The sequence below is a fragment of the Halobaculum gomorrense genome (assembly GCF_900129775.1).
Taxonomy (GTDB): domain Archaea; phylum Halobacteriota; class Halobacteria; order Halobacteriales; family Haloferacaceae; genus Halobaculum; species Halobaculum gomorrense.
Map to the genome: position 1 here is coordinate 243452 of NZ_FQWV01000003.1, position 20880 is coordinate 264331.

23 protein-coding genes are annotated in these 20880 nt (G+C 67.3%); 14 read left to right on the forward strand and 9 right to left on the reverse strand.

The genetic code is table 11. The features are described 5' to 3' along the window. Window positions 1-104 precede the first annotated feature (104 nt). Entirely contained in the window at window positions 105-263 is a 159-nt protein-coding gene (locus BUE16_RS16920) for a DUF7550 family protein (protein WP_200778392.1), read from the reverse strand. A 112-nt stretch (window positions 264-375) separates the two neighbouring features. On the opposite strand from BUE16_RS16920, the gene BUE16_RS17335 reads away from it, so the two are divergent. The 4 genes from BUE16_RS17335 to BUE16_RS07440 all read left to right on the forward strand — a co-directional run bounded on the left by BUE16_RS17335 (window position 376) and on the right by BUE16_RS07440 (window position 3734). Next, window positions 376-711, forward strand: a complete 336-nt coding sequence (locus tag BUE16_RS17335; RefSeq protein WP_268762483.1) for an alpha-amylase family glycosyl hydrolase — start codon at window positions 376-378, stop codon at window positions 709-711. A 4-nt stretch (window positions 712-715) separates the two neighbouring features. Beyond that, window positions 716-2065 (forward strand): alpha-amylase family glycosyl hydrolase, encoded by a 1350-nt coding sequence (locus BUE16_RS07430; protein WP_268762484.1) that lies wholly within the window; start codon window positions 716-718, stop codon window positions 2063-2065. A 163-nt stretch (window positions 2066-2228) separates the two neighbouring features. Further along, complete coding sequence (gene hisF / locus BUE16_RS07435) at window positions 2229-3059, forward strand: imidazole glycerol phosphate synthase subunit HisF (protein WP_073308139.1); 831 nt, start codon at window positions 2229-2231, stop codon at window positions 3057-3059. A 105-nt stretch (window positions 3060-3164) separates the two neighbouring features. Next, window positions 3165-3734 carry a DUF1684 domain-containing protein gene (locus BUE16_RS07440; RefSeq protein WP_073308142.1) on the forward strand — a complete coding sequence of 190 codons (570 nt, stop codon included), beginning with the start codon at window positions 3165-3167 and terminating at the stop codon, window positions 3732-3734. A gap of 40 nt (window positions 3735-3774) precedes the next feature. On the opposite strand, the gene BUE16_RS07445 is transcribed toward BUE16_RS07440, so the two are convergent. Continuing rightward, window positions 3775-4080, reverse strand: coding sequence for a DNA-directed RNA polymerase subunit L (locus BUE16_RS07445; RefSeq protein WP_073308144.1), 306 nt, complete (start codon window positions 4078-4080; stop codon window positions 3775-3777). A gap of 84 nt (window positions 4081-4164) precedes the next feature. After that, window positions 4165-5187 carry an MBL fold metallo-hydrolase gene (locus BUE16_RS07450; RefSeq protein WP_073308146.1) on the reverse strand — a complete coding sequence of 341 codons (1023 nt, stop codon included), beginning with the start codon at window positions 5185-5187 and terminating at the stop codon, window positions 4165-4167. A gap of 221 nt (window positions 5188-5408) precedes the next feature. Between BUE16_RS07450 and BUE16_RS07455 the strand changes: the two genes are divergently transcribed. Continuing rightward, window positions 5409-6044 (forward strand): IS6 family transposase, encoded by a 636-nt coding sequence (locus tag BUE16_RS07455; RefSeq protein ID WP_073308149.1) that lies wholly within the window; start codon window positions 5409-5411, stop codon window positions 6042-6044. Window positions 6045-6071: 27 nt separating this feature from the next. Here BUE16_RS07455 and BUE16_RS07460 read toward each other — a convergent pair whose 3' ends face one another. Next, on the reverse strand, window positions 6072-7070 hold the full coding sequence (locus BUE16_RS07460; RefSeq protein WP_073308151.1) for a hypothetical protein: 999 nt from the start codon (window positions 7068-7070) through the stop codon (window positions 6072-6074). 81 nt (window positions 7071-7151) lie between these two features. On the opposite strand from BUE16_RS07460, the gene BUE16_RS07465 reads away from it, so the two are divergent. Further along, complete coding sequence (locus tag BUE16_RS07465) at window positions 7152-8012, forward strand: bifunctional 5,10-methylenetetrahydrofolate dehydrogenase/5,10-methenyltetrahydrofolate cyclohydrolase (RefSeq protein ID WP_073308153.1); 861 nt, start codon at window positions 7152-7154, stop codon at window positions 8010-8012. 15 nt (window positions 8013-8027) lie between these two features. On the opposite strand, the gene BUE16_RS07470 is transcribed toward BUE16_RS07465, so the two are convergent. Continuing rightward, a complete protein-coding gene (locus BUE16_RS07470; RefSeq protein WP_073308155.1) occupies window positions 8028-8630 on the reverse strand; it encodes an anthranilate synthase component II in 603 nt (200 codons plus the stop codon). Next, window positions 8630-10156 (reverse strand): aminodeoxychorismate synthase, component I, encoded by a 1527-nt coding sequence (gene pabB / locus BUE16_RS07475; protein ID WP_073308157.1) that lies wholly within the window; start codon window positions 10154-10156, stop codon window positions 8630-8632. The genes BUE16_RS07470 and pabB overlap by 1 nt, the downstream gene beginning before the upstream one ends. 202 nt (window positions 10157-10358) lie before the next feature. Between pabB and BUE16_RS07480 the strand changes: the two genes are divergently transcribed. The 6 genes from BUE16_RS07480 (at window position 10359) to BUE16_RS07505 (ending at window position 14825) form a co-directional block, all read left to right on the forward strand. Continuing rightward, window positions 10359-11312 (forward strand): hypothetical protein, encoded by a 954-nt coding sequence (locus BUE16_RS07480; RefSeq protein WP_073308160.1) that lies wholly within the window; start codon window positions 10359-10361, stop codon window positions 11310-11312. An 88-nt stretch (window positions 11313-11400) separates the two neighbouring features. Further along, the gene (locus BUE16_RS07485; RefSeq protein WP_073308162.1) at window positions 11401-12078 is read left to right on the forward strand and encodes a helix-turn-helix domain-containing protein; all 678 of its coding nucleotides are present in this window, start codon (window positions 11401-11403) and stop codon (window positions 12076-12078) included. A gap of 121 nt (window positions 12079-12199) precedes the next feature. Further along, the gene (locus tag BUE16_RS07490; protein ID WP_073308164.1) at window positions 12200-12850 is read left to right on the forward strand and encodes a helix-turn-helix domain-containing protein; all 651 of its coding nucleotides are present in this window, start codon (window positions 12200-12202) and stop codon (window positions 12848-12850) included. Between the two features lie 47 nt (window positions 12851-12897). Beyond that, the gene (locus BUE16_RS07495; protein WP_073308166.1) at window positions 12898-13218 is read left to right on the forward strand and encodes a hypothetical protein; all 321 of its coding nucleotides are present in this window, start codon (window positions 12898-12900) and stop codon (window positions 13216-13218) included. Between the two features lie 94 nt (window positions 13219-13312). Further along, entirely contained in the window at window positions 13313-14176 is an 864-nt protein-coding gene (epsC, locus tag BUE16_RS07500) for a serine O-acetyltransferase EpsC (protein WP_073308168.1), read from the forward strand. Between the two features lie 325 nt (window positions 14177-14501). Next, window positions 14502-14825 (forward strand): hypothetical protein, encoded by a 324-nt coding sequence (locus BUE16_RS07505; RefSeq protein ID WP_073308170.1) that lies wholly within the window; start codon window positions 14502-14504, stop codon window positions 14823-14825. A gap of 177 nt (window positions 14826-15002) precedes the next feature. Here BUE16_RS07505 and BUE16_RS07510 read toward each other — a convergent pair whose 3' ends face one another. The 3 genes from BUE16_RS07510 to BUE16_RS07520 form a co-directional block, all read right to left on the reverse strand. After that, window positions 15003-15497 (reverse strand): hypothetical protein, encoded by a 495-nt coding sequence (locus tag BUE16_RS07510; protein WP_143165389.1) that lies wholly within the window; start codon window positions 15495-15497, stop codon window positions 15003-15005. 236 nt (window positions 15498-15733) lie between these two features. Further along, window positions 15734-16591, reverse strand: a complete 858-nt coding sequence (locus BUE16_RS07515) for a methylenetetrahydrofolate reductase (RefSeq protein WP_073308174.1) — start codon at window positions 16589-16591, stop codon at window positions 15734-15736. Window positions 16592-16679: 88 nt separating this feature from the next. Next, entirely contained in the window at window positions 16680-18065 is a 1386-nt protein-coding gene (locus BUE16_RS07520; protein ID WP_073308176.1) for an aminomethyltransferase family protein, read from the reverse strand. A gap of 338 nt (window positions 18066-18403) precedes the next feature. On the opposite strand from BUE16_RS07520, the gene BUE16_RS07525 reads away from it, so the two are divergent. Together BUE16_RS07525 and ilvA are read left to right on the forward strand one after the other, a co-directional pair. Further along, a complete protein-coding gene (locus BUE16_RS07525) occupies window positions 18404-19297 on the forward strand; it encodes a bifunctional methylenetetrahydrofolate dehydrogenase/methenyltetrahydrofolate cyclohydrolase (protein ID WP_073308480.1) in 894 nt (297 codons plus the stop codon). 161 nt (window positions 19298-19458) lie between these two features. After that, window positions 19459-20712 carry a threonine ammonia-lyase gene (ilvA, locus tag BUE16_RS07530; protein ID WP_073308178.1) on the forward strand — a complete coding sequence of 418 codons (1254 nt, stop codon included), beginning with the start codon at window positions 19459-19461 and terminating at the stop codon, window positions 20710-20712. The last annotated feature ends 168 nt before the right edge of the window (window positions 20713-20880 follow it).

Sequence of the window (20880 nt, forward strand, 5' to 3'; positions counted from 1 at the left end):
AGCGGTTCGCGACGCGCGCGAGGACAGAACTGGACCGACGGCGTCGTGACGGCTGGACCGACGGCGCCGTGACCGTTCGGGTCGACGGACCGGAGTGATCCAGGCTAGATCAGCAGCAGGGGAAGTCCGAAAGCGACAACGACGCCGACGAGCGCGATGATCGCGCCGGTGATGGCCTGTCCGCTCGTGACATCCTGCATCGGCGAGGTCACGCGCTCGTAGTCGAACTCCTTGAAGTGGTCGTGATCGTGGTGGTCGGCCATGTACTCGCATCGGCGACGCCGCGGCAAAAAAACACCTATCCCGACGGCGGCGGTGGTGGGGGGTATAAACGACGATAGCCGCGCCTGGTGGAAGGAGGCGACCGTTTATCAGATGTACCCCCGGAGCTTCGCCGACAGCGACGGCGAGGGCGTGGGCGACCTCGCCGGACTAGCCGCGCGGGCCGACTACCTCGCCGACCTCGGCGTCGACGCGGTGTGGCTCAATCCCGTGTACGAGTCGCCGATGGCGGACAACGGCTACGACGTGGCCGACTACCGCGCCATCAACGACACGTTCGGGACGATGGCCGACTGGCGACGCGTCCGCGACGCCCTCCACGAGCGGGACATCCGGCTCGTGATGGACTTCGTCCCGAACCACACCGACGAGCACGAGTGGTTCGAGGCCTCACGCCGGGGAGGTCGGACCGCGGACTGGTACCACTGACGCGATGGCGTCGACGCCGGGTGAGGTCGCGTGGGACGCCGAGGACGGCCCCGAGGGGGAGGCGCCGCCGAACAACTGGCAGTCCCTGTTCGGCGGTCCCGCCTGGAGCTACGACGACGAGCGAGGGCAGTGGTACCTTCACCTGTTCCACCGCAAACAGCCAGAATTTAACTGGGAGGAGCCGGCCGTCCGCGAGGCGGTCGCCGACGAGATGGCGTTCTGGGTCGACGAGGGCATCGACGGCTTCAGGCTCGACGTGGTGAACCTCCTCTCGAAGCCCGAGGGCCTCCCCTCGGGCGACCCCGACTGGCCCTACCGGGGGACGCTGCTGTTGGTGCCGAACGGCCCGCGCATCCACGAGTACATCTCCGAGCTCCACGACCGCGTGTTCGCCGGGGAGGACCTGCTCTTCATCGGCGAGTGCGTCGTCGAGACGTCCGTCGACGAGGCCGCCCGGTACGTCGGTCCCGACGGCCACGGCCTGGGGATGATCTTCCACTTCGACCACGTCGGGATCGGCCGGGGAGAGCGCCTGTGGGACCGCACCGAGTGGGCGCTGACGGACCTCAAGTCGGTGTTCGACCGCTGGCAGGAGGGCATCCAGGGGCGGGGGTGGAACAGTCTCTACTTCAACAACCACGACCAGCTCCGCGCCGTCTCCCGGTTCGGCGACGACGGCGAGTTCCGCCGCGAGTCGGCCACCTGCATCGCCACACTGGTGCACACGCTCTGCGGGACGCCGTACGTCTACCAGGGCGAGGAACTGGGGATGACGAACCCGACGTTCGAGTCGCTCTCGGAGTTCCGCGATGTCGAGACCGTTCGGACCGTCGAGGAAGCCATCGAGTCGGGCGAGGTGGAGTCCTTCGAGGTGATCAAGGAGAGGCTCAAAGCCCACAGCCGCGACACGAGCCGCACGCCGATGCAGTGGACGGCCGGCTCGAACGCGGGGTTCACCGACGGCGAGCCCTGGATCCGTCTCCACGAGGACCACGAGTCGGTCAACGTCGAGGTCGAGCGCGCGGACCCGGAGTCCGCGTGGCACTACTACCGGCGGCTCATCGACCTCCGCGACGACCACGATGTCCTCGTCTACGGGGAGTACGTGAACCACACTCCCGAGGACGAGCGGCTGTGGGCCTACAGCCGGACGCTGGCGGGAGCCGACGGGCCTGGCCGCGCGTTCGTCGCCCTCAACTGGAGCGGCGACCGCGTCGAGGTGGACCCACCCGCGGCCGTGACGGGCGAGGAGGCGACGCTGGCCCTGTCGAACTACCCGGACTCCCCGTCGCCCGGCACCGTCGAGGCGTACACCGCCCGACCGTGGGAGGCGCGAGTGTACCTGCTGTCGTGACTGGTCGGCGGGCGGTCCCGTCCCCCGAACGGCTACGTGGCGTCCGGAAGCGAAACCGGGTGTGGTCTCCGACGCCGAACCGACCCCCCGCCGACGCGACCGGTGTGGCGACGCCTGCGCGGACAGGCGAAACGATGAAATCCGGTTCGGGGCTATCGACCGTATGACCCTCACCAAGCGGATCATCCCGTGCATCGACGTCGACATGGACGACGACGGGAACGCGGCCGTCTTCACCGGCGTCAACTTCGAGAACCTGGAGTACTCCGGCGACCCGGTGGAGATGGCGAAAAAGTACAACGAGGCCGGCGCCGACGAGTTCGTCTTCCTCGACATCACCGCCTCCGCGGAGGGGCGCGAGACGATGCTCGACACGGTGTCGGCGGTCGCCGACGAGTGTTTCATCCCGTTGACCGTCGGGGGCGGGATTCGGACGAAGGCGGACATCAAGGAGACGCTGCGGGCGGGCGCGGACAAGGTGTCGATCAACTCCGGTGCCATCGAGAACCCCGAACTGATCACTGAGGGCGCCGACGCGTTCGGCGCGCAGTGTATCGTCATCTCCGTCGACGCGCGGCGGCGGTTCGACGACGAGGGCGACCAGTACGTCGAGGTCGAGCGCGGGGACGGCACGACCGAGGAGTGTTGGTACGAGTGCACCGTCAAGGGGGGCCGAGAGGGGACCGGGATGGACGTGGTCACCTGGGCGAAGGAGGCCGAGCGACGCGGCGCGGGCGAGCTGTTCGTCAACTCCATCGACGCAGACGGCACGAAGGACGGCTACGATATCCCGCTGACGCGGGCGGTGTGCGACGCCGTGTCGACGCCCGTGATCGCCTCCTCGGGCTGCGGCGGGCCAGAGGACATGGAGGAGGTGTTCGTCGAGGCCGGCGCCGACGCGGGGCTCGCCGCCAGCATCTTCCACTTCGACGAGTTCGGCATCGGCGAAGTGAAGCGCTACCTCGACGAGCACGGCGTTCCCGTTAGACTCTGAGGGAGACGACCGGCCCCCGGTCGCGCTGCCGGTCTCGACCGCGCGCTTGTGCGGTTCGGGCACAGACGCTGAAGGTTGAACACCGGTGACGGCGAACGGTCGGGTATGAGTACGGACAGCGACACCGACGGTGACGCCGACGCGTACGCCGACCGCGTCCGCGACCAGCGTCGCGAGAAGGACGAGTTCTTCGCCGAGCACCCGCGCTCGCCGATCCCGCAGTCCGAGCAGGCGGGCTTCTCGGGGCTCAACTACTTTGATCCGGACCCGGCGTACCGCTTCGAAGCGGCGCTCCACGAGCACGACGACCCCGAGCGGATCACCGTCGAGACGACGCAAGACGGCGCGCGCGAGTACGACAACGTCGGCGAGTTCCGGATACCCGTCGACGGCGAGGACGTGACGGTCCAGGCGTACCGATCCCCCAGCGACGAGTACCGCCTGTGGGTGCCGTTCCGCGACGAGACCAACGGCGAGTGGACCTATCCCGCGGGCCGGTACCTCGACGTAGAGGACCCTGACGACCGGACCGACGACGGCGACTGGGTGCTCGACTTCAACGAGGCGTACAACCCCTACTGCGCGTACTCGGAGGCGTACGAGTGTCCGCTCGTTCCGATGGAGAACTGGCTCGCCGTCAAGATCCCGGCGGGCGAGACGCTCCCCGACGAGTAACAGGCGGAGAACAGCCGACGCCGCGGCGGGAGATCCCGCCTCAGGCTTCGGCCGCGGCGTCGTCGAAGGCGGCTTCGATCCGGTCGTACAGGTCGGCGAGGTTGTCCGAGATGCCCGTGGCGGCCTCGCCGAGGGCGTCGAGCGGGTCCAGTCCGTCCTCGGTTTTGACCGAGAGGATCGGCTCGGTCTGTCCGCCGGACTGCTCGGGGTTCATGTCGTACGTCGCCGCGGCGACGCCGTCGGTGTTGAGCAGCTGCCCCTTGAGGACGTTCATGAACGTGTGATCCTCGCCTGCGATCTCGATGCGGAGTTCCTCGTCCGTCTTGTCGATGACGCGAAGTTCCATTACGGGATTGTTCGCCGCAGGCGCGTTTCAAGCTTGTGTTCCGCGGTTTCGCGCGTCGGCAATCGGGTCGCGTGCGCCGCCCGCTCACTCCCCGCTCCACTCGACGACGCGGTCGATGCCGGGGTCCGGGAACAGCGCGGCCACGTCGGGATCGGCGTCGACGAGGGCGTAGCGGGTCCCATCGCGCTCGGCCACGCCGGCGTCGGCGAGGTGATCGAGGTGGGCGTACGCCTCGCCCGGGCCGTGGAGCACGTGGATCCCGTGGAGCTCGCCGAACAGCACGGCGCTCACCTCCCACGGCGTCATCGGACCGCGCTCGACGAGCGCGTCCACGACGTTCCGCGTGCGCTCGACGTGGTGACGGTGGATCGTCGCCGCCCGGCCCGCGGGGTCGTCGATCCGGTCGCGGTGCCCGGGCCACGCCGTCGCCGAGTCGAGGTCGATCAGGGTCAACAGGCTCTCGACGTAGCTCGCGAGCGGGTCGTCGACGCGGACGTCCGCGCCGCCGACGTTCGGGGTGTACTTCGGGAGGATCGCGTCGCCGACGAACGCCTCGTCGTCGGCGGCGTCGAAGAACGCGGTCAGGCCCGCCGCGTGGCCCGGAAGGTGGACCGCCTCGAGGGTGCGGTCGTTCACCTCGAAGGCGTCGCCGTAGGCGAACGGCTCCACGTCGCACGGCTCCCCACCGAGGTCGCCGTGGTCGTCGAGGAAATCGACGAGCGTCTCCCGGATTTCGTCGGGCATCCCCCACTCGCGAAACTTCGCTCGCTGGAGCCGTCGCTCCTCCAGGAGGCTGGCCTCGTCGCCGGCGACCAGCGGCGCGTCGGCCTCGTGTGCGTGTACCGTCGCGCCGGACTCGGCTTGGATGGCGCCGGCGAGGCCCGCGTGGTCGGCGTGCCAGTGGGTGAGAAGGACGCGGTCGATGTCGGCCATCTCGTAGCCGAGATCCGCGAGTCCGGACGCCAACTGCCCGTGCACGTCCGGGAGGGCGACGCCGGCGTCGACGAGGACGAGCTCGTCGGGGTCGCCGCCGTCGGCGGGGCCGTCGAGCACGTAGACGTTGTTCAGCCCCTCGAAGACGGTGTTGGTGAGACGGATCCGCTGCACACTGAGCGATGGCTCTCCCGCGGCAAGAACCCTTCCGACTCGGGGCGGGGTCCACGCCGTAGCCCCGTTCGGGCGGGCTCGCCCCGACCGAGGCCATCGGATCCGACCGTGTCGGCCCCGTCCCAGCCGAGCGAACGCGCGTCGGAAGTGTACTCGCCCCGTCATCGGGGCGGTGTTCAGATAAGGATGAAGAGTGAGGCGGTGCGTTTTCTGAGTGATTCATGCCCGAAAACGACCGCCTCAACGGCTGTTTGAGCGAGATCAAATTAGGTTTTGTGGAGCGGGAAGCAACACCGAAACAGTTTATGAAGCTCGGTATTCAACTTCATTTGCGAGGACTATCACTTTCGACTACCGTCTCGATCCTGGATAAGTTTGGTGTTAACCGGGCTCGATCTACCGTTCATAACTGGGTTCACAAGGCTGATTTACAGCCGGAGGAAGGTCGTAATCCGGATCACGTTGCGGTTGACGAGACCGTGATCCGACTGAATGATGAGCAGTATTGGCTGTACGACGCTGTCGATCCGGCTACAAATAATTTGCTGCACACAAAGCTTGAACCTGTCCGAACTAACGCTTGTGCTCACGGATTCTTTGTCGAACTACGCGAGAAACACGACGTCGATGACGCCGTGTTTCTCGTTGATGGCGCCGCACCGCTTCAAGACGCCTGCTCTCGTCACGGCCTCGATTTCAGATACGAAAAACACGGAAATCGGAACAGCGTCGAACGTGTCTTTCGCGAAGTAAAACGAAGAACTACCTGTTTCTCGAACTGTTTCAGCAACGCAAGTCGAGAAACTGCTGATGAGTGGTTACGAGCGTTCGCCTTCGAATGGAATCAGCTTATCTGAACACTACCGTTCGCTGAGGGGTCGCGGTCAGCGGTCGACCGAGTTCGTGAACGGGTACATCGCCGCCGTCCGCCGTACGAGCGTCGCGAGCCGGAGGAAGTAGGCGGTGAGCAGGACGATCGGGGTGAACCCCGCCGTCACGACCGCGGGGATGACGAGGTCGGCCGCCGGGACGGGGAACGGCCCCCCTTCCGGCACGGTGAACAAAAGCATCAGGACGACCGAGACGATCTGGACCGGGATGCCGACGTAGAGGAGCCGGCGGGACAGCGACGCGAGCTCCGACTGGATGAAGACGGTCTTGAAGTAGCGGCGGGCAACGTCGATCTGTTCGACGGTGCGTTCGAGGGTGTTCAGCGACTCCGCGGCCGACGGCGGCAGGTCGTCGTACTCCGCGCGGATCCGGTACGCGGCGTCGAAGTAGCGCGAGTAGTTCGTGTCCAACACGGCGAGCAGCGCGTACCGCGTGCCCCTGTCGCTCCCCCGGAGGAGCCATAGGACGTGCTCGGCGTGTGCCTCGAGTTCGTCCGAGAGCATCTTCCCTTCCGACCGCAGGTCGGCGTTCGCCCCCTCCCACTCGATCCCCCGGAGCCGCTCGAGCTCGCGCTTGACGTTGCCGAACAGCAGCGACATGAACGCCGACGGGGAGACCGGGACAACGGATTCCCCGGTCGCTTCGCTCACGTACCGGCGGTACTCGACCATCTCCCGGAGCCCGCTGCGGATCTCGCCCGGCGACTCGAGGTGTCGCGAGAGCACGAACTGGCTGATCGAGACGACGATGGAGATGAGCGTGAAGTTCCCGCCGATGAGCGCGAACAGGAGGAACAGCACTGGCGTCCGTTCCCGGAGCGGCGCGAGCCCGCTCACCACCGCCCAGGCCAACACCGCCGCGACGAACCCGATGAGGAGGCCGCTGACGAGGAGCCGGTTTCCGCTGAGCAACAGCCAATCGACGGGGCGGTACTTGAGGGCACCGAGCTCAACGTCGAATTCGAACTTGGCGTCGGCGCGGCGCGAGGGCATCGTCCCGTTCGAGTCGCCGGGGCGTCAAAACGTTTGAGGGCCGGGGGTAGACTGAAACCGGCCGCCGCCGACCGTCGACACATGCCGGCCGAGCGACTCCGCGGCGAGCCCGTCGCGAAACGGCTTCGCGAATCCGTTCGCGACCGGGTGGCGCGCCTCGACACGCCGCCGACACTCGGCACCGTCCTGGCGAGCGACGACCCGAGCGACGCACGGTTCGTCGAACTCAAAGGCGAGGCCGCCGCCGCGGCCGGGATGACCCACCGCGATCGCCGGCTCGATCCCGAGGCTTCCCCGGACCGCGTGTACGAAGCGGTCGGGGAACTGTCGCGGGACCCGACCGTCGACGCCGTCTTTTTGCAGGTGCCGCTCCCGGACGGCGTCGCGCTCGAGGCGGTGCGCGAGCGGATCGCGCCCGAGAAGGACGTCGACTGTTTCCATCCCGCGAACCTCGGGCGGCTCGTCGCCGGCACCCCGCGGTTCCGCCCGGCGACGCCCGCGGCGGTCCTGCGGCTGCTCTCGGCGTACGACGTGGAGCTCGCCGGAGCCGCGGTCGCCGTCGTCGGCCGGTCGGCGGTCGTCGGTCGGCCGCTCGCGAACCTCCTCGTCGCCGCGGACGCGACGGTGACCGTCTGCCACGACCGGACCGCCGACCTCGGGGCGGTGACGCGCCGGGCGGACGTCGTCGTCACGGCACTCGGCGAACCGGGCTGTATCGACGGCTCGATGCTCGCGCCCGGGAGCGTCGTCGTCGACGCGAGTTCGATCCGCCGGGAGACCGACGACGGCGTGGAGGTGGTCGGGGATGTCGATCAGTCGAGCGCCCGATCGGTCGCGGGGGCGCTCACGCCCGTCCCGGGCGGCGTCGGGCCGGTTACGCTGGCGGCGCTGCTCGAGAACACGGTCACGGCCGCCGAACGACGGCGCGGAGGCCCCGGGTGACGGGGCGGGAGCGGGTCAGGCGCGGCCGCCGGAACACGACCGGACGAACGACTCGACCAGCTGCATTCCGACGTCGGTGAGGATGCTCTCGGGGTGGAACTGGACGCCCTCGTGTGGCTTCGTCGTGTGGCGCACGCCCATCACGACCTCGCGCTCGTCCTCGGTGCGTGCGGTCTCGACGAGCGCGTCCGTGAGGTCGTCGCGCTCGACCGCGAGCGAGTGGTAGCGGCCGGCCGAGAACTCCGCCGGGAGCCCGGCGAAGACGCCCCGCCCGTCGTGGCTGATGGTCGATGGCTTCCCGTGGACCACGTCGGGGGCGTGCCCAACGGCGGCGCCGTTGGCCGCACACAGCGCCTGATGACCGAGACAGACGCCCAGCGTCGGGTAGGAGAGGTCGCGGAACACCGGCACCGAGACGCCGGCCGCCGTCGGCGTGCCGGGGCCCGGCGAGACGACGATGCCGTCCGGGTCGAGCTCGCGGATGCCGTCGACGTCGATGGCGTCGTTGCGTCGTACCTTCACCGTCCCCTCGTCCGGCGCGCCGACCGCTTCCCCGACGTACTGGACGAGGTTGTAGACGAACGAGTCGTAGTTGTCGATGACGAGGACGCGCACCATCAGTCAGCGGCCCCCTCGTCGACGGCGCCCAGTTCCATGTCCGTCCGTTCCCCGAGCGCCTCGTCGAGCGCGGTGATGAGCGCGCGGCCCTTGTCGAGCGTCTCCTCGTACTCGGCGTCCGGGTCGGAGTCGTGGACGATGCCCGCGCCGACGCGGAGGGAGTACTCGTCGCCGTGGCGGACGAGCGTCCGGATGGTCATGTTCAGCGTCGCCCTGCCGTCAAAGCCGAAGACGCCGATCGACCCAGTGTAGGGGCCGCGGCGGCTCGACTCCACCTCGTCGATGATCTCCATCGTCCGCGGCTTGGGGGCACCGGTGATGGTTCCGCCCGGGAACGTCGCGGCGATGGCGTCCGCCAGGTCGTACGGTTCGGCGAGGTCCCCCTCGACTAGCGAGACGAGGTGCATCACCTCGGAGTACCGGTCGACGCGGCGATACTCGGTCACTTCGACGCTCCCGTACTGACACACCTTCCCGAGGTCGTTCCGTTCGAGGTCGACGAGCATCGCGTGCTCGGCGCGTTCCTTCTCGTCGCCCAGCAGGTCACGCTCCAGCGCGGCGTCCTCCTCGGGAGTCGCGCCGCGCGGGCGCGTCCCGGCGATCGGCTCGGTCCGGAGCCGGTCGCCGTCCCGCTCGAGGAGCAGTTCCGGCGATGCGCTCACCAGATCGACCCCGGGGAACTCCAGCAGCGCCGAGTAGGGCGCCGGGTTCACCCGTCGGAGCGCGTCGTACGCCGCGACGGGATGGACGGCCGCCGGCGCGGTGAGCCGCTGGGAGACGTTCGCCTGGAACGTGTCGCCGTCGCGGATGTACGCCTTGACGCGGCGGACCCGGTCGGCGAAGGCCGCCCGCGAACAGTCGCTCTCGAACGTCACGTCGTCGCCCTCGGCGGGCGGCGGGCCCACGGACGGATCCCCGGCCAGGGCGGTCCGTGCGAGGTCGAGCGCCCGCTCGCGCCCCCGCTCGTACGCCGCGACCGGGTCGTCGCCGACCCGGGGACAGGCGGTCACGCGCATCGTCGTCGTCTCGCCCGACCTGGGTTCCTCCCACGCGGCCACGCGGTCGAAGACGCCGACCTGCAGGCGCGGGAGCCCGCGGTCGTCGACGGTCGTGTCGGGGAGCCGTTCGAGTTCGCGGGCCACGTCGTAGGAGAGCCAGCCGAACGCGCCGCAGGGGTAGGGAACGTCGCAGTCACCGCAGACGAGCGTCTCACCGTCCAGCAGGTCGGTGAGCGCGGCTAGCGTCGGCGAGGGGTCCGTCCCGTCGCGATCGACGAGGTCGCTCCCCACCTGCAGCCGCTCGACCGGGTCGACGGCGAAGTAACTCCAGCCGGACTGGCCGCCGGTGGTCTCGAGGTAGACGCCGTTGCCCGGCGACTTCCCTTCCTCGCGTCGGGCGCGTCGGTACGCGACGAACGGGTCGGCGACCTCGACACGGACCTCCACGGGGACGCGCACACCGGCGGCGCTCGCGGCCTCGCGGAACGCGGCCTCGGTCGTGACGACGCGTGGTGACTCGTTCGACATGATACTCCGGTCCGGCAGCCGGTTGCTGATGGGGGAAATCGGATTGATGGCGACTAAAGCGTTTCGCGTGGCGGAACCGTCCGTTCGGCGGCCTCTCCGGTGAAGACGGCCTCGGCCGATCGAGAGGGGTATTATAAACATAGCCACTATTCAGCACGCACCTTGATACGCCGTTCATCCCCCATTAGTGGTAACGACTAACATGCTCGTATCGAAGGCGTTTCGAGAACTGGGCGGGTTCCTCGAGGAGTGTGAATCGTACGGCCGGGTGACGGACGTGAAGTTCGCGGACGGTCCGGACGGCGACGGGTCCCTCGCCGCCGACGTGACCCTCACGCTCCCGCTCACCGCGAACGACGGGGAGCCCACGACCCTGCGGGCGGTGGACGTCGCCGGCGACGGGTCGCTCCGACTCACGCTCGAATCCGACGAACCCGTGGTCCCCGTCGGGGAGGGGCCGGTCTCGGTCGAGACCACGGGGACCGAGATCGCGGACGGCACGGTGACGGTCTCGCTGACGGCGTCCGTACCGACGGCCGCAGAACCCGCCGCGACCGACAGCACAGGGGGGACGGACGGTGGGCGGCAATCCCCGGCCCCGGACCCGGGGACGACGGCGGCGATCGACGACGGCGGGTCCAAATCGGAGCCGGAGGTGCCGCCGTTCCGGAACCCGGAGCTGCTCGCGGACGTGTACGACCGCTGTGATACGTTCGCGGAGATGGCCGAGACGCTCGATATGGACGTCACGGCCGAGACCGTCCGCCGCTACATGATCGACTACGACATCCACCAGCCGAACAGCTACGATACGGGGGACGACGCGCCGGCAGGCGACAAGCGGGCAAGCGCCGACCGGACGGGCGAGGAACCGACCGCGGGTGCGGGCGACGGGACGGAGACCCCGGTGATCCTGGCGGACGGGGTCGGGCTTCCGGAGGACATCACCGTCGAGACGCTCATCGAGACGGTCCGTCGCTCGAACACGATCTACGAGGTGAAACAGGACATGGGGCTCGAACGCGACGACGCCCTGGAGGTCCTCCGCGAGCTCAACCTCCTCGACATCGTGGTGGGGCGGCTCGCGACCGAGGCGGAGCGTGACATCAGCCGCGACGAGATAATCGGCCGGCTGCAGCAGCTGCCGCAGGGGTGACGAGGGCGGCGCTCCGGGATACCGTCCGGTAGCTGGAGGGATTGAGTTATACCACGGCCTACCCATAGGGTAGTCGACTGGGCAATCCATGCCACTCATCGCAGAGGTCCGGTTCGTCCACCCGGACGGCGCGCTCACGGACACCTTCCAGCGGCTCTCCGGTTGCCGGATCTCCGTCGTTCGGGAGGCCAGCACCACGCCGGAGCGGAGCATCTACGTCTTCCAGTTCGCGGGGGTCGACCCCGAGACGGCTCGCGACGCCCTCGAGACGGACCACTCGGTGGCCGCGGTCGAGCCGATGCCGGGGTTCGGCGACGAACAGCTTGTCGGCGTCGAGTTCACCGACGACACGCGCCTGCTCGCCCCGGAAGTGACCGGGCGGGACGGGTTCGTCGTCGAGGCCCGGAGTTCCGGCGACGGGGAGACGACGCGGATGTGGCACGAGCGCTGGCTCCTCCCGGACGGCGACGCGCTCCACGAGATCTGGCAGTACGCGAGCGAGGCCGGGTTCACGTTCGACATCCTCAACATCCGCCAACGGGGTCCCTCTGAGGGCGAGTACGACCGCCCGGTGTCCGTCTCCGACGAACAGCGCGAAGCGCTTGTCATCGCCTACGGTGAGGGGTACTTCGCCGAGCCGCGCGAAGTCTCGCTCGAGGAGCTTGCGACGACGCTCGAGCTCTCTCCGACGGCAGTGGCCGGGCGACTGCGGCGGGGGATGTACGCGCTGGTCGCGGCGAGCATCGGCGCGGAGGACCGGCGGTGAGCGCTCGTGCGTGGACGCGCCACACGAACCGAACCGTTAGGGCGGTGGCTGGCCAGCAGTCGAACGGAACCGGTCGACACCGGTCCGTAGGGCCCACCGAAGAGCTGAGAGGGAACCGCCAGTGATCTCGACGCAGATCTACGCCGAACACGAGAACCTCGCGCTCACGCCGACGATCAGGTCCGACGCCGACACCGAGATCTCCGTGGTCACGGACGCGAGCACCGACCCGGACAACGACGTCTACTTCTTCCAAGTCGAGACCGGCGACCTCGATCGACTCGAGACGCTGCTGGAGGCGGACCACACCGTCGCCTCGTTCTCACTGGTGTTCGAACAGCAGGAGACGGGGACGTATCGCATCGAGTACAGCGAGGAGACGGAGCTCCTCTCGCCCCCGCTCGCTGACGTCGGCGGGCTGACGATGGGTGCGTCGAGCCACCTCAACGGGTGGGTGCTCGACCTCCAGTTCAAGGATCACGACGGGCTGTACGCGCTCAACGAGTACGCCGAGGGGCGCGGGATCCACCTCGATATCATGGAGCTCAACCACGTCGACGGGTACGAGCGGGACACCGACTTCGGGCTGACCGAACCCCAGCGGGAGGCGCTGTTGGCCGCGTTCGACCGCGGCTACTTCGACGAGCCGCGGGAGAGCTCGCTCGAGGACCTGGCGGCCGTGATGGACATCTCGCCGACCGCGGTCAGCGGCCGGCTCCGACGCGGCTCGAAGCGACTCATCGAGGCGCTCCTCCTCGACGAAGAGCACTGACCGGTGGCGCCGATACCCTTTTTCCCCGGTCGGTCCTCGATACGACGATGAGTACCGGGGGAGACGAGAGCCCGATCCTCAGCTGTGACCTGCAGGGCGGAACGCTGTCGGTGTATGAGACGGAGGTGCGGATCGACCGATCTGGGGCGTCGATGTTCGAGGACAAGACGCTCCCGATGGCCGACATCCGCGATGTCGTCTACGACCCGGGGTTCCTGAGCGGCCACCTCCAGCTTGTCGAAGCCGGCGTCGAGCCCGCCGAGGGCGGCCTGTTGAGTCACCCCGTCGACGAGAACACCCTCTACTTCCCCCGGACGGGGCGGAAGTGTGCGCGGCGCGCCCGCGACGCGATCCTCGAACGGATCTGATCCCGCACCACCGCTGTAGACCTCGCACGCGCTCGAGCCGCGGGCGTGGCTGCCGCCGACGCCCTTTATTCCCCGAGGAGGGAACGTTCGGAACATGCAGTACAGCTACGACGGGACGGCGAGCACCGAACTGTTCGAGGCATACGGGGCCGACGAGGACCCGTTCCCGACGCCGTCCGGGACCACCTTCCCCCCGCGGACGAACCGGTGTGAAGAGGTGAACGTGCTCAAACGGCTGCTGTTTCCCGCCTGCTGGAACGCCGGGCCCCTGACCGAGGACCCGGCCGAGGTGCGGGCGCAGCTGAACGAGCTCGGCGGGCTGTTCGCCGCCGGGATCGAACCGTACACCGGAGCGGACCCGACGGAGATCGTCGACGGCGTCTTCGACCAGCTCCCGCGGATCCGCGACCAACTCAAGAAGGACATCACGGCCGCCTACAAGGGCGATCCCGCGGCCAAGACCTACCTCGAGATCATCCGCTCGTACCCCGGCTTCCACGCCGTGATGATCCAGCGGGTCGCACACGCCCTCTACGAGGCGGACGCGCCCGAGTACGCCCGCGAACTCACGGAGTACGCGAAGGCCGTGACGGGCATCGACATCCACCCCGGCGCGGAGCTCGGGGAGTACTGCTTCATCGATCACGGGACCGGCGTCGTCATCGGCGAGACCGCGACGGTCGGCGACTGGGTCCGGATCTATCAGGACGTCACCCTCGGCGCGCTCCACTTCGAGGAGGACGAGACCGACGGGAAGGCGCTGAAGAAGGGATACAAGCGCCACCCGGACGTCGGCGACAACGTCGTCATCGGGGCCGGAACGAAGGTACTCGGCCCGATCACGGTCGGCGATCACGTGAGCATCGGCGCGAACTCGTGGGTGACCCAGGACGTCCCCGACCACACGAGCGTCTACGTCGCCGACCACCCGAAACAGGAGCGGAAGCCGACGGACTGAGTGGGATCGTGCCGTGAGTCTCCGGGCGTGCGTGTCGTACACTCGTCACCGCCGAGTTGTTTTCTCCCTGTCGGCGGCGAGTCGACTGTCGGGTAGCCACTACACATTCGGTAATCACGGTCCGTGTAGTGATTTCAGAAAGTGCACTACAGGCCAGTATTTGTTACAGTGGAGCGTGTTTAATACGGGTATGACAGCGGGTGAAGGTTCGAGGCGACTGGAGCGCTGCTCGAACATGACGCGCCGTCATCTGTTCGGAGCTGCCGCAGCCGGAGTCATCGGGGGTCTCTCTGGCTGTGCGTCGGTCTTCACATCTCGCCCTGACATGGATCTCGTTGTCGCCAACTACCGCGACACACCTGTTGACATCGAACTCGTGGTGTTGCCCGCTGGTGCCGACGAGGAAAACCGGGCCGTCTACCAGATGCGCGTAACCCTGCCGACAATGGCGGGCGAGGAGGACATGTGGCGTGCGGATTCGTTTGCTCCCTCGAGGGAGTACGCTGTCCAGGTTTCGTTCATCGATGCCGACCGGGCAGCCCGCTACCGGTACGAACCCACATGTTCGCAGGGTGAGGTCGATGAAATCGGCGTTCGCATCGACGTCTATGATGACGACGTGCGGTTCCATCAGAGCGACTGTTCCTGATACTGCTGGTTACCGCTGTGCGAGGAAAGCGGCGTCGTACGTGTGTCTCCCCTTCTTAGCAGTGTCTTCCGGGTGAGTTGGACGACGGCCATCCAGTCCCCGACCTCGTTTCCATCGGGCACAACGACTACCGATTGACCGAGACACCCTCCGAATTGACCGCCTCGATGGGCACATCTAAACTGTGGTCGTCCCGACGCGGTCAAGTCTCGAAGCGGCGGAGTCCAATGCGCCCTCGAGCATTTCCGACCAGTCTCTCCGTTCGAATCCAACGTTATCCCACGAAAATCCTCTCTCGTCGTTGTTCGCGCTCACACTCCGCCCGTCCCTTGAGGCATTGATTTCGACCCGCTTGTTCCCGGTCAACCCCCGCGTCGAACCTGTCGTTCGGTAGACGCCCTGCTCATCCAGGAACTCGATCCGAACGTTTGCGTACCCACCTTCGAAGGCAACGATCCGGAAGGAGAAATCCCTCTCTGTGACGTTCTGCTTGAGGTCTTCGATGGCCGCATCCATCGCCGTATCGCCCGACCATCGATTCGTGCCAATCCCCTGCACCTGTCGGCCGTCGTCTGTTACCCCCGTGGCGACCGCGATATTCTTCTTCGTGATCCTCCACATCGGAGCACTGTACACCACCGAAACGTCCCGGATATCCAACCCCTGAGACATTGGCATCCCCCCCATCAACGCTACTGTGGGTAGAGCAATAGGATTTGGAGATTTCGGTGGATTTTAACTACGGAGGGACGAAACAGGAGATTCACATATCTTCCTTTACGAATGGTTGACCGAGTATCGAATACATGAAAGGAATAGACGCTTCGCGTTGAGTTCGGCGTCTGTATCCATCACGTCGGTCGCGTGGAAGAACACGAGTGGCGTTCTCCGAGACGCTCCCGGTGCGGCTACTCGTCCAGCCGGCCGTAGCGCCAGTCCTCGGTGTCGGCCGACTGGTTGAACGTGTAGACGTGGACGTTCCGGAGGCCGTACTCGGGGTCGCCGACGTACGGCGCGAGCCCGTCGATCAGCCGGTCGGGGGTGTACATCCCCCGTGAGCCGATGAGCTGTTTGACGAAGCCGAGCACCCCGGTCGTCTTCCGGAGGAACTTCACCGAGTCGCCGACGCCGACCTTCTTCGAGATGTTCAACAGTTTCTGGTATTTCATCACACCGGGGATCCCCACGTCGACCGGGAGGTCGACCCCGCGCTCGCGGATCTCCTCGATCCACGCGATCACCGCGTCGGGATCGTAGCAGAGCTGCGTGACGATGTAGGTAGCGTACGGTTCCTTCTTCTCCATTGCCTCGGCGAGCGTCTCGTCGGAGAGGAACTCGTGGCCCTCCGGGTAGCCCGTGATGCCGACGTCCTCGAACTCGTAGTCGAGGTCGTCGAGCGCCACCAGCAGTTCCTGGGCGGAGGTGAACTCGCCGGCCGGCTCCTCGCGGTCCCCGCCGGGGACGAAGATGTCGGTGACGCCGGCCTCGGTGAGCCGGCGCGCGATCTCCTCGAGGTGGTCCGTGTCCTCCACGTACCGGGCCGCGATGTGGGGGACCATCTCGTACCCCTGTTCGGCCGCCGTCTCCGTCCACTCGACGGTCGCGCCGATCCCCAGCGTCGGCGACGTGGTGACCGCGATGGTCGCGCCGTCGGGCAGCTGGTCGAGCTGCTCGGCCATGCTGTCGAACGGCATCAGTTCGAACTTCGGCTCCGCGAGCAGCTGCTGTACCCCCTCGTCGGTCGTCGGTGGTGATTCCAGTGACATTCGTTCGGTGTTCCTGTCGGCGGCCGGGTGGGTCCCCGCCGGGGCGTCGTCCCGCGGACGCGGCCCAGGCGCGGCGTTCGGGCGTCGGTTACTCCTCTGCTTCCTTGCGGGCGTTCAACTTCGCCTGCTCGCGTGCGCTCGGGTTGACGGACTCTTTGAACGGTACCTTCGCGACCGTGGCGAACGTCGGTTCGCCGGGCTCCTCGGAGTACTCGTCGGGGAGGTGGACCTGGAACTCCAGATCGGGGGCCTCGTCGTAGATCTCGTCGTTGAGCGGCGTGTCGGTGACCTCCTGGAGCTTCTCGGCCGGGACGAACCCCATGCCGATGTTGGTCTCGAGGTCCGGGTTCCACCACGGCGAGGTGAGGTAGCCGCACTCCTCGCCCGTCTCGGGGTCGGAGATGAGCCAGAAGTCCGGCGCGTAGTCGCGGATCGGCTCGCCGGCCATCTTCAGCCCGACGAGCTTGTGCTCGAACGGGTAGTTGCCGTTCTCGATCTGCTCCTTCTGCGTCTCCAGCGTCTCCTTGCCGATGTAGTCGGCGTCCTTGTCGTCCGGGACGTGGTAGCCCAGGTTCACCTGGAACGGGGAGGTCTCGTGGTCGAGGTCCTGGCCCCAGGACATGATGCCGGCGGCGATGCGGCGGTGGTGGCCCGGCGCGATCTGGCGGCCGCCGTGATCCTTGACGCTCACCAGGACGGGATCCCAGACGCGCTCGGCGTACTTCGAGGCCTCCTTGACGTAGATCTCGAAGCCCTCCTCGCCGGAGAAGCCGGTCTGGCTGATAAGCACGTCGACCCCGTCGATCTCGGCCTCCATGAGGCCGTAGTACGGGATCTCCTTGACCTCGTCGCCGACGACGTCGACCATCACATCGAGGGCTTTCGGCCCCTGAATCTGCATCGGCGCGACGTCGATCTCGTCGATCTCGACGTCGAAGTCGTTGTCGACGTTGACGCCCTGGAGCCACTGCATCAGCGTCGAGTCCGAGATGGAGAACCAGAACTCGTCCTCCTCGGGACGGAGCAACACCGGGTCGTTGAGCACGCCGCCGTCCTCGTTACAGAGGATGACGTACTTGCCGTCCATCGCGTCCATGCCCGTCACGTCACGCGTGACGACGTAGTTCGTGAGCGCTTCCGCGTCCGGCCCCTTCACGCGGATCTGCCGCTCGACGGCCACGTCCCACAGCGTCACGTCGTTGGTCAGCGCGTCGTACTCCTTCATCACGCCGCCGTCCTCGGGTTCGATGAGGCCGCGCGGGTGGTAGAGGCGGTTGTAAACGGTGGCCCGCCAGGCGCCCTCCTCGTTGAACGACTTGTGGAAGAACGGTGACTTCCGCACGCGGGTCGACACCAGCATCTCGATGCCGGGGTCGCCCGTCTGCCGCAGGTTCCTCGGGACTGTCCGGTCCGACTGGTCGACTTGTGGATGGTTCGGGTGGTCCATCGCCTGTTGTGACGGGTCGTCTGCCATCCTTTACCCGTGGAAACCGGTCCTACATAAATAACGGGGAGAAACGAGACGGATACCGGCGCGCTGACGGCCCGAGAGTGTCGAAAACGGGAGTAAGAGCCGTTTTTCGACTGCCCGCCGAGCGTGCCGGTCACGACGGCCGCGCAACTATACGTGCTAGCGCGCTGGTACGTTATGGAATCGGCGGTACGGTGGCCGCTCACGGGGCCGTCGACCCGACCATTCTTATCGGTCGCACCGGGACGGTCGGACGACGCGCTTCGGGCGCCGGACGGCGGCCACCGGGTGACACCAATGAACGACGAACACACGACGACGAGCGGACGGGTGAGAGGATCGTGACGCACGTACTGGACGGGAACGCGGTCGGCGACCGCATCCGGGACGGCCTCCGCGAGGGGATCGACGACCTGGCGGACGCGGGGGTGACGCCGGGGCTCGCGACGGTGTTGATGAGCGACGACCCCGCCAGCGAGACGTACGTCTCCATGAAGATGAAGGCCTGTGAGGAGGTCGGCATCGACAGCATCCACCGCGAGCTCGACCCCGACGCACCGGCCGAGGAGCTGTTCGGGACGGTCGAGGAGCTGAACGACGACCCCGCAGTCAACGGGATCCTCGTGCAGATGCCGGTCCCGGATCACGTCGACGACCGCGAGGTGTTGCGCAGCATCGACCCGCTGAAGGACGTGGACGGGTTCCACCCGGAGAACGTCGGGCGGCTCGTCGCCGGGAACCCGCGGTTCAAACCCTGTACACCCCACGGCGTCCAGAAGCTCCTCGACGCCGCGGACGTGGAGACGGAGGGGGCCGACGCGGTCGTCGTCGGCCGGTCGGACATCGTCGGGAAGCCGATGGCGAACCTGCTGATCCAGAAGGCGGACGGCGGCAACGCCACGACGACGGTGTGTCACTCCCGGACCGGCGACCTCGCGGCGAAGACCCGCGAGGCCGACATCGTCATCGCGGCCGCGGGCGTCCCCGAGATGATCGACGGCTCGATGCTGAAGGAGGGCGCGACGGTCATCGACGTCGGCGTGAACCGGGTCGACGCAGACACGGAGAAGGGGTACGAACTCGTCGGCGACGTCGAGTTCGAGAGCGCAGAGGAGGTCGCCGACGTGATCACGCCCGTCCCGGGCGGCGTCGGGCCGATGACGATCACGATGCTCCTGTACAACACGGTGAAAGCCGCGAGCCTGCAGCACGATCACCCGGTCGACCTCCCCTGAGGCCGGCGAGACGTCTCCGTGATGTGAGACGTCTTGTTCTCGTCGAACGTCCTGTCCGTGCGGGATGAAACCGACAGACTGCGGAGTGGTATCCGTGAAGCTTATATGGCGGTCGGAGCGAGTGGGCGACCAGTCGGGCCGTTACCACGAACCGACTACGCATGGACCGGAACACCACCGACACAGTCGAATTCGCCGACATCGAGGCCGCCCAGCGACGGCTCGACGACCCGAGGGTCGTGAAGCAGACGCCGGTCGAGCGGAGCACGTCGCTGGAGGAGATGACCGGCGCCGAGGAGATACAGCTGAAGCTCGAACACCTCCAGTGGACGGGCTCGTTCAAGACGCGGGGCGCGTACAACAAGATCAAACACTGCGTGGGCGAGGGTGGCGTCGAGCACGTCGTCGCGGCGAGCGCCGGCAACCACGCGCAGGGGGTCGCGCTCGCGGCGACGACGCTCGGCGTCGACGCGACGATCGTCATGCCGGAGAACGCCCCCCAGACGAAGGTGGACGCGACCCGCGGGTACGGCGCGACCGTCGAGCTCGTCGGGGACGACTTCCAGGCTGCGATGGAGTACGCGCAGCGACAGGCGGACGGCGACGGCGTCGAGTTCGTCCACGCCTATGATGACCCGCTGACCGTCGCGGGACAGGGGACCCTCGGGGTCGAGATGCACGACGACGTCCCCGCGGCGGACACGGTCGTCGTCCCGATCGGCGGGGGTGGGCTCATCAGCGGCATCGCGACCGCCTTCGCCGAACGCAACCCGGAGACGCGGATCGTCGGGGTCCAAGCGACGGGCGCGGCGACGGTCCCCGAGAGCCTCGAGAAGGGGATCCCGCAGACCCTCGATTCGGTCGACACGATCGCCGACGGGATCGCGACCGGCGGTATCTCCGAACTCACCCTCTCGATCATCGAGGAGCACGTCGACGAGGTCGTGACGGTGACGAACAGCGAGATCGCCGAGGCGGTGTTGCTGTTGATGGAGCGGGCGAAGCAGGTCGTCGAGGGCGCGGGGGCGGCCTCGGTCGCGGCCGTCATCGGCGACGACCTCGACGTCGAAGGGGAGGTCGTCGTCCCGCTGTTGTGCGGCGGAAACCTCGACATGACGATGCTGCGGGCGGTGCTCATCCACGCGTTGACCCAGCGCGAACAGATGCTTCGGCTCCGCGTCCACATCGACGATCGGCCGGGCCGGATGGCGGAGATCTCCTCGGTGATCGCGGAGCACGACGCGAACATCCACACCGTCCGCCACGACCGCGCCGTGGAGGACCTCGACATCGGGGAGGCGTATCTCGTCTTCGAGGTCGAGACGACCGGCTCCGGCCACGCGCGGTCGGTGATCGACGCTATTACGGACCACGGCTACCCCGTCGACGTTGTGAACCGCGTCGACGCTAGTTGAATCCGTGACCGACTCGGGGAGACGAACGACGGCTGCCACAAAGTACTTAAACACCCCAACTATTCCACCCGGGTGCTTATCCTCGAAAGCTCGTAGAACCCTATGAGGCAAAGTCACATGATAATCGGTGACAGTCGACATTGGGGGAACCGGCCACCGTGGCGCGGT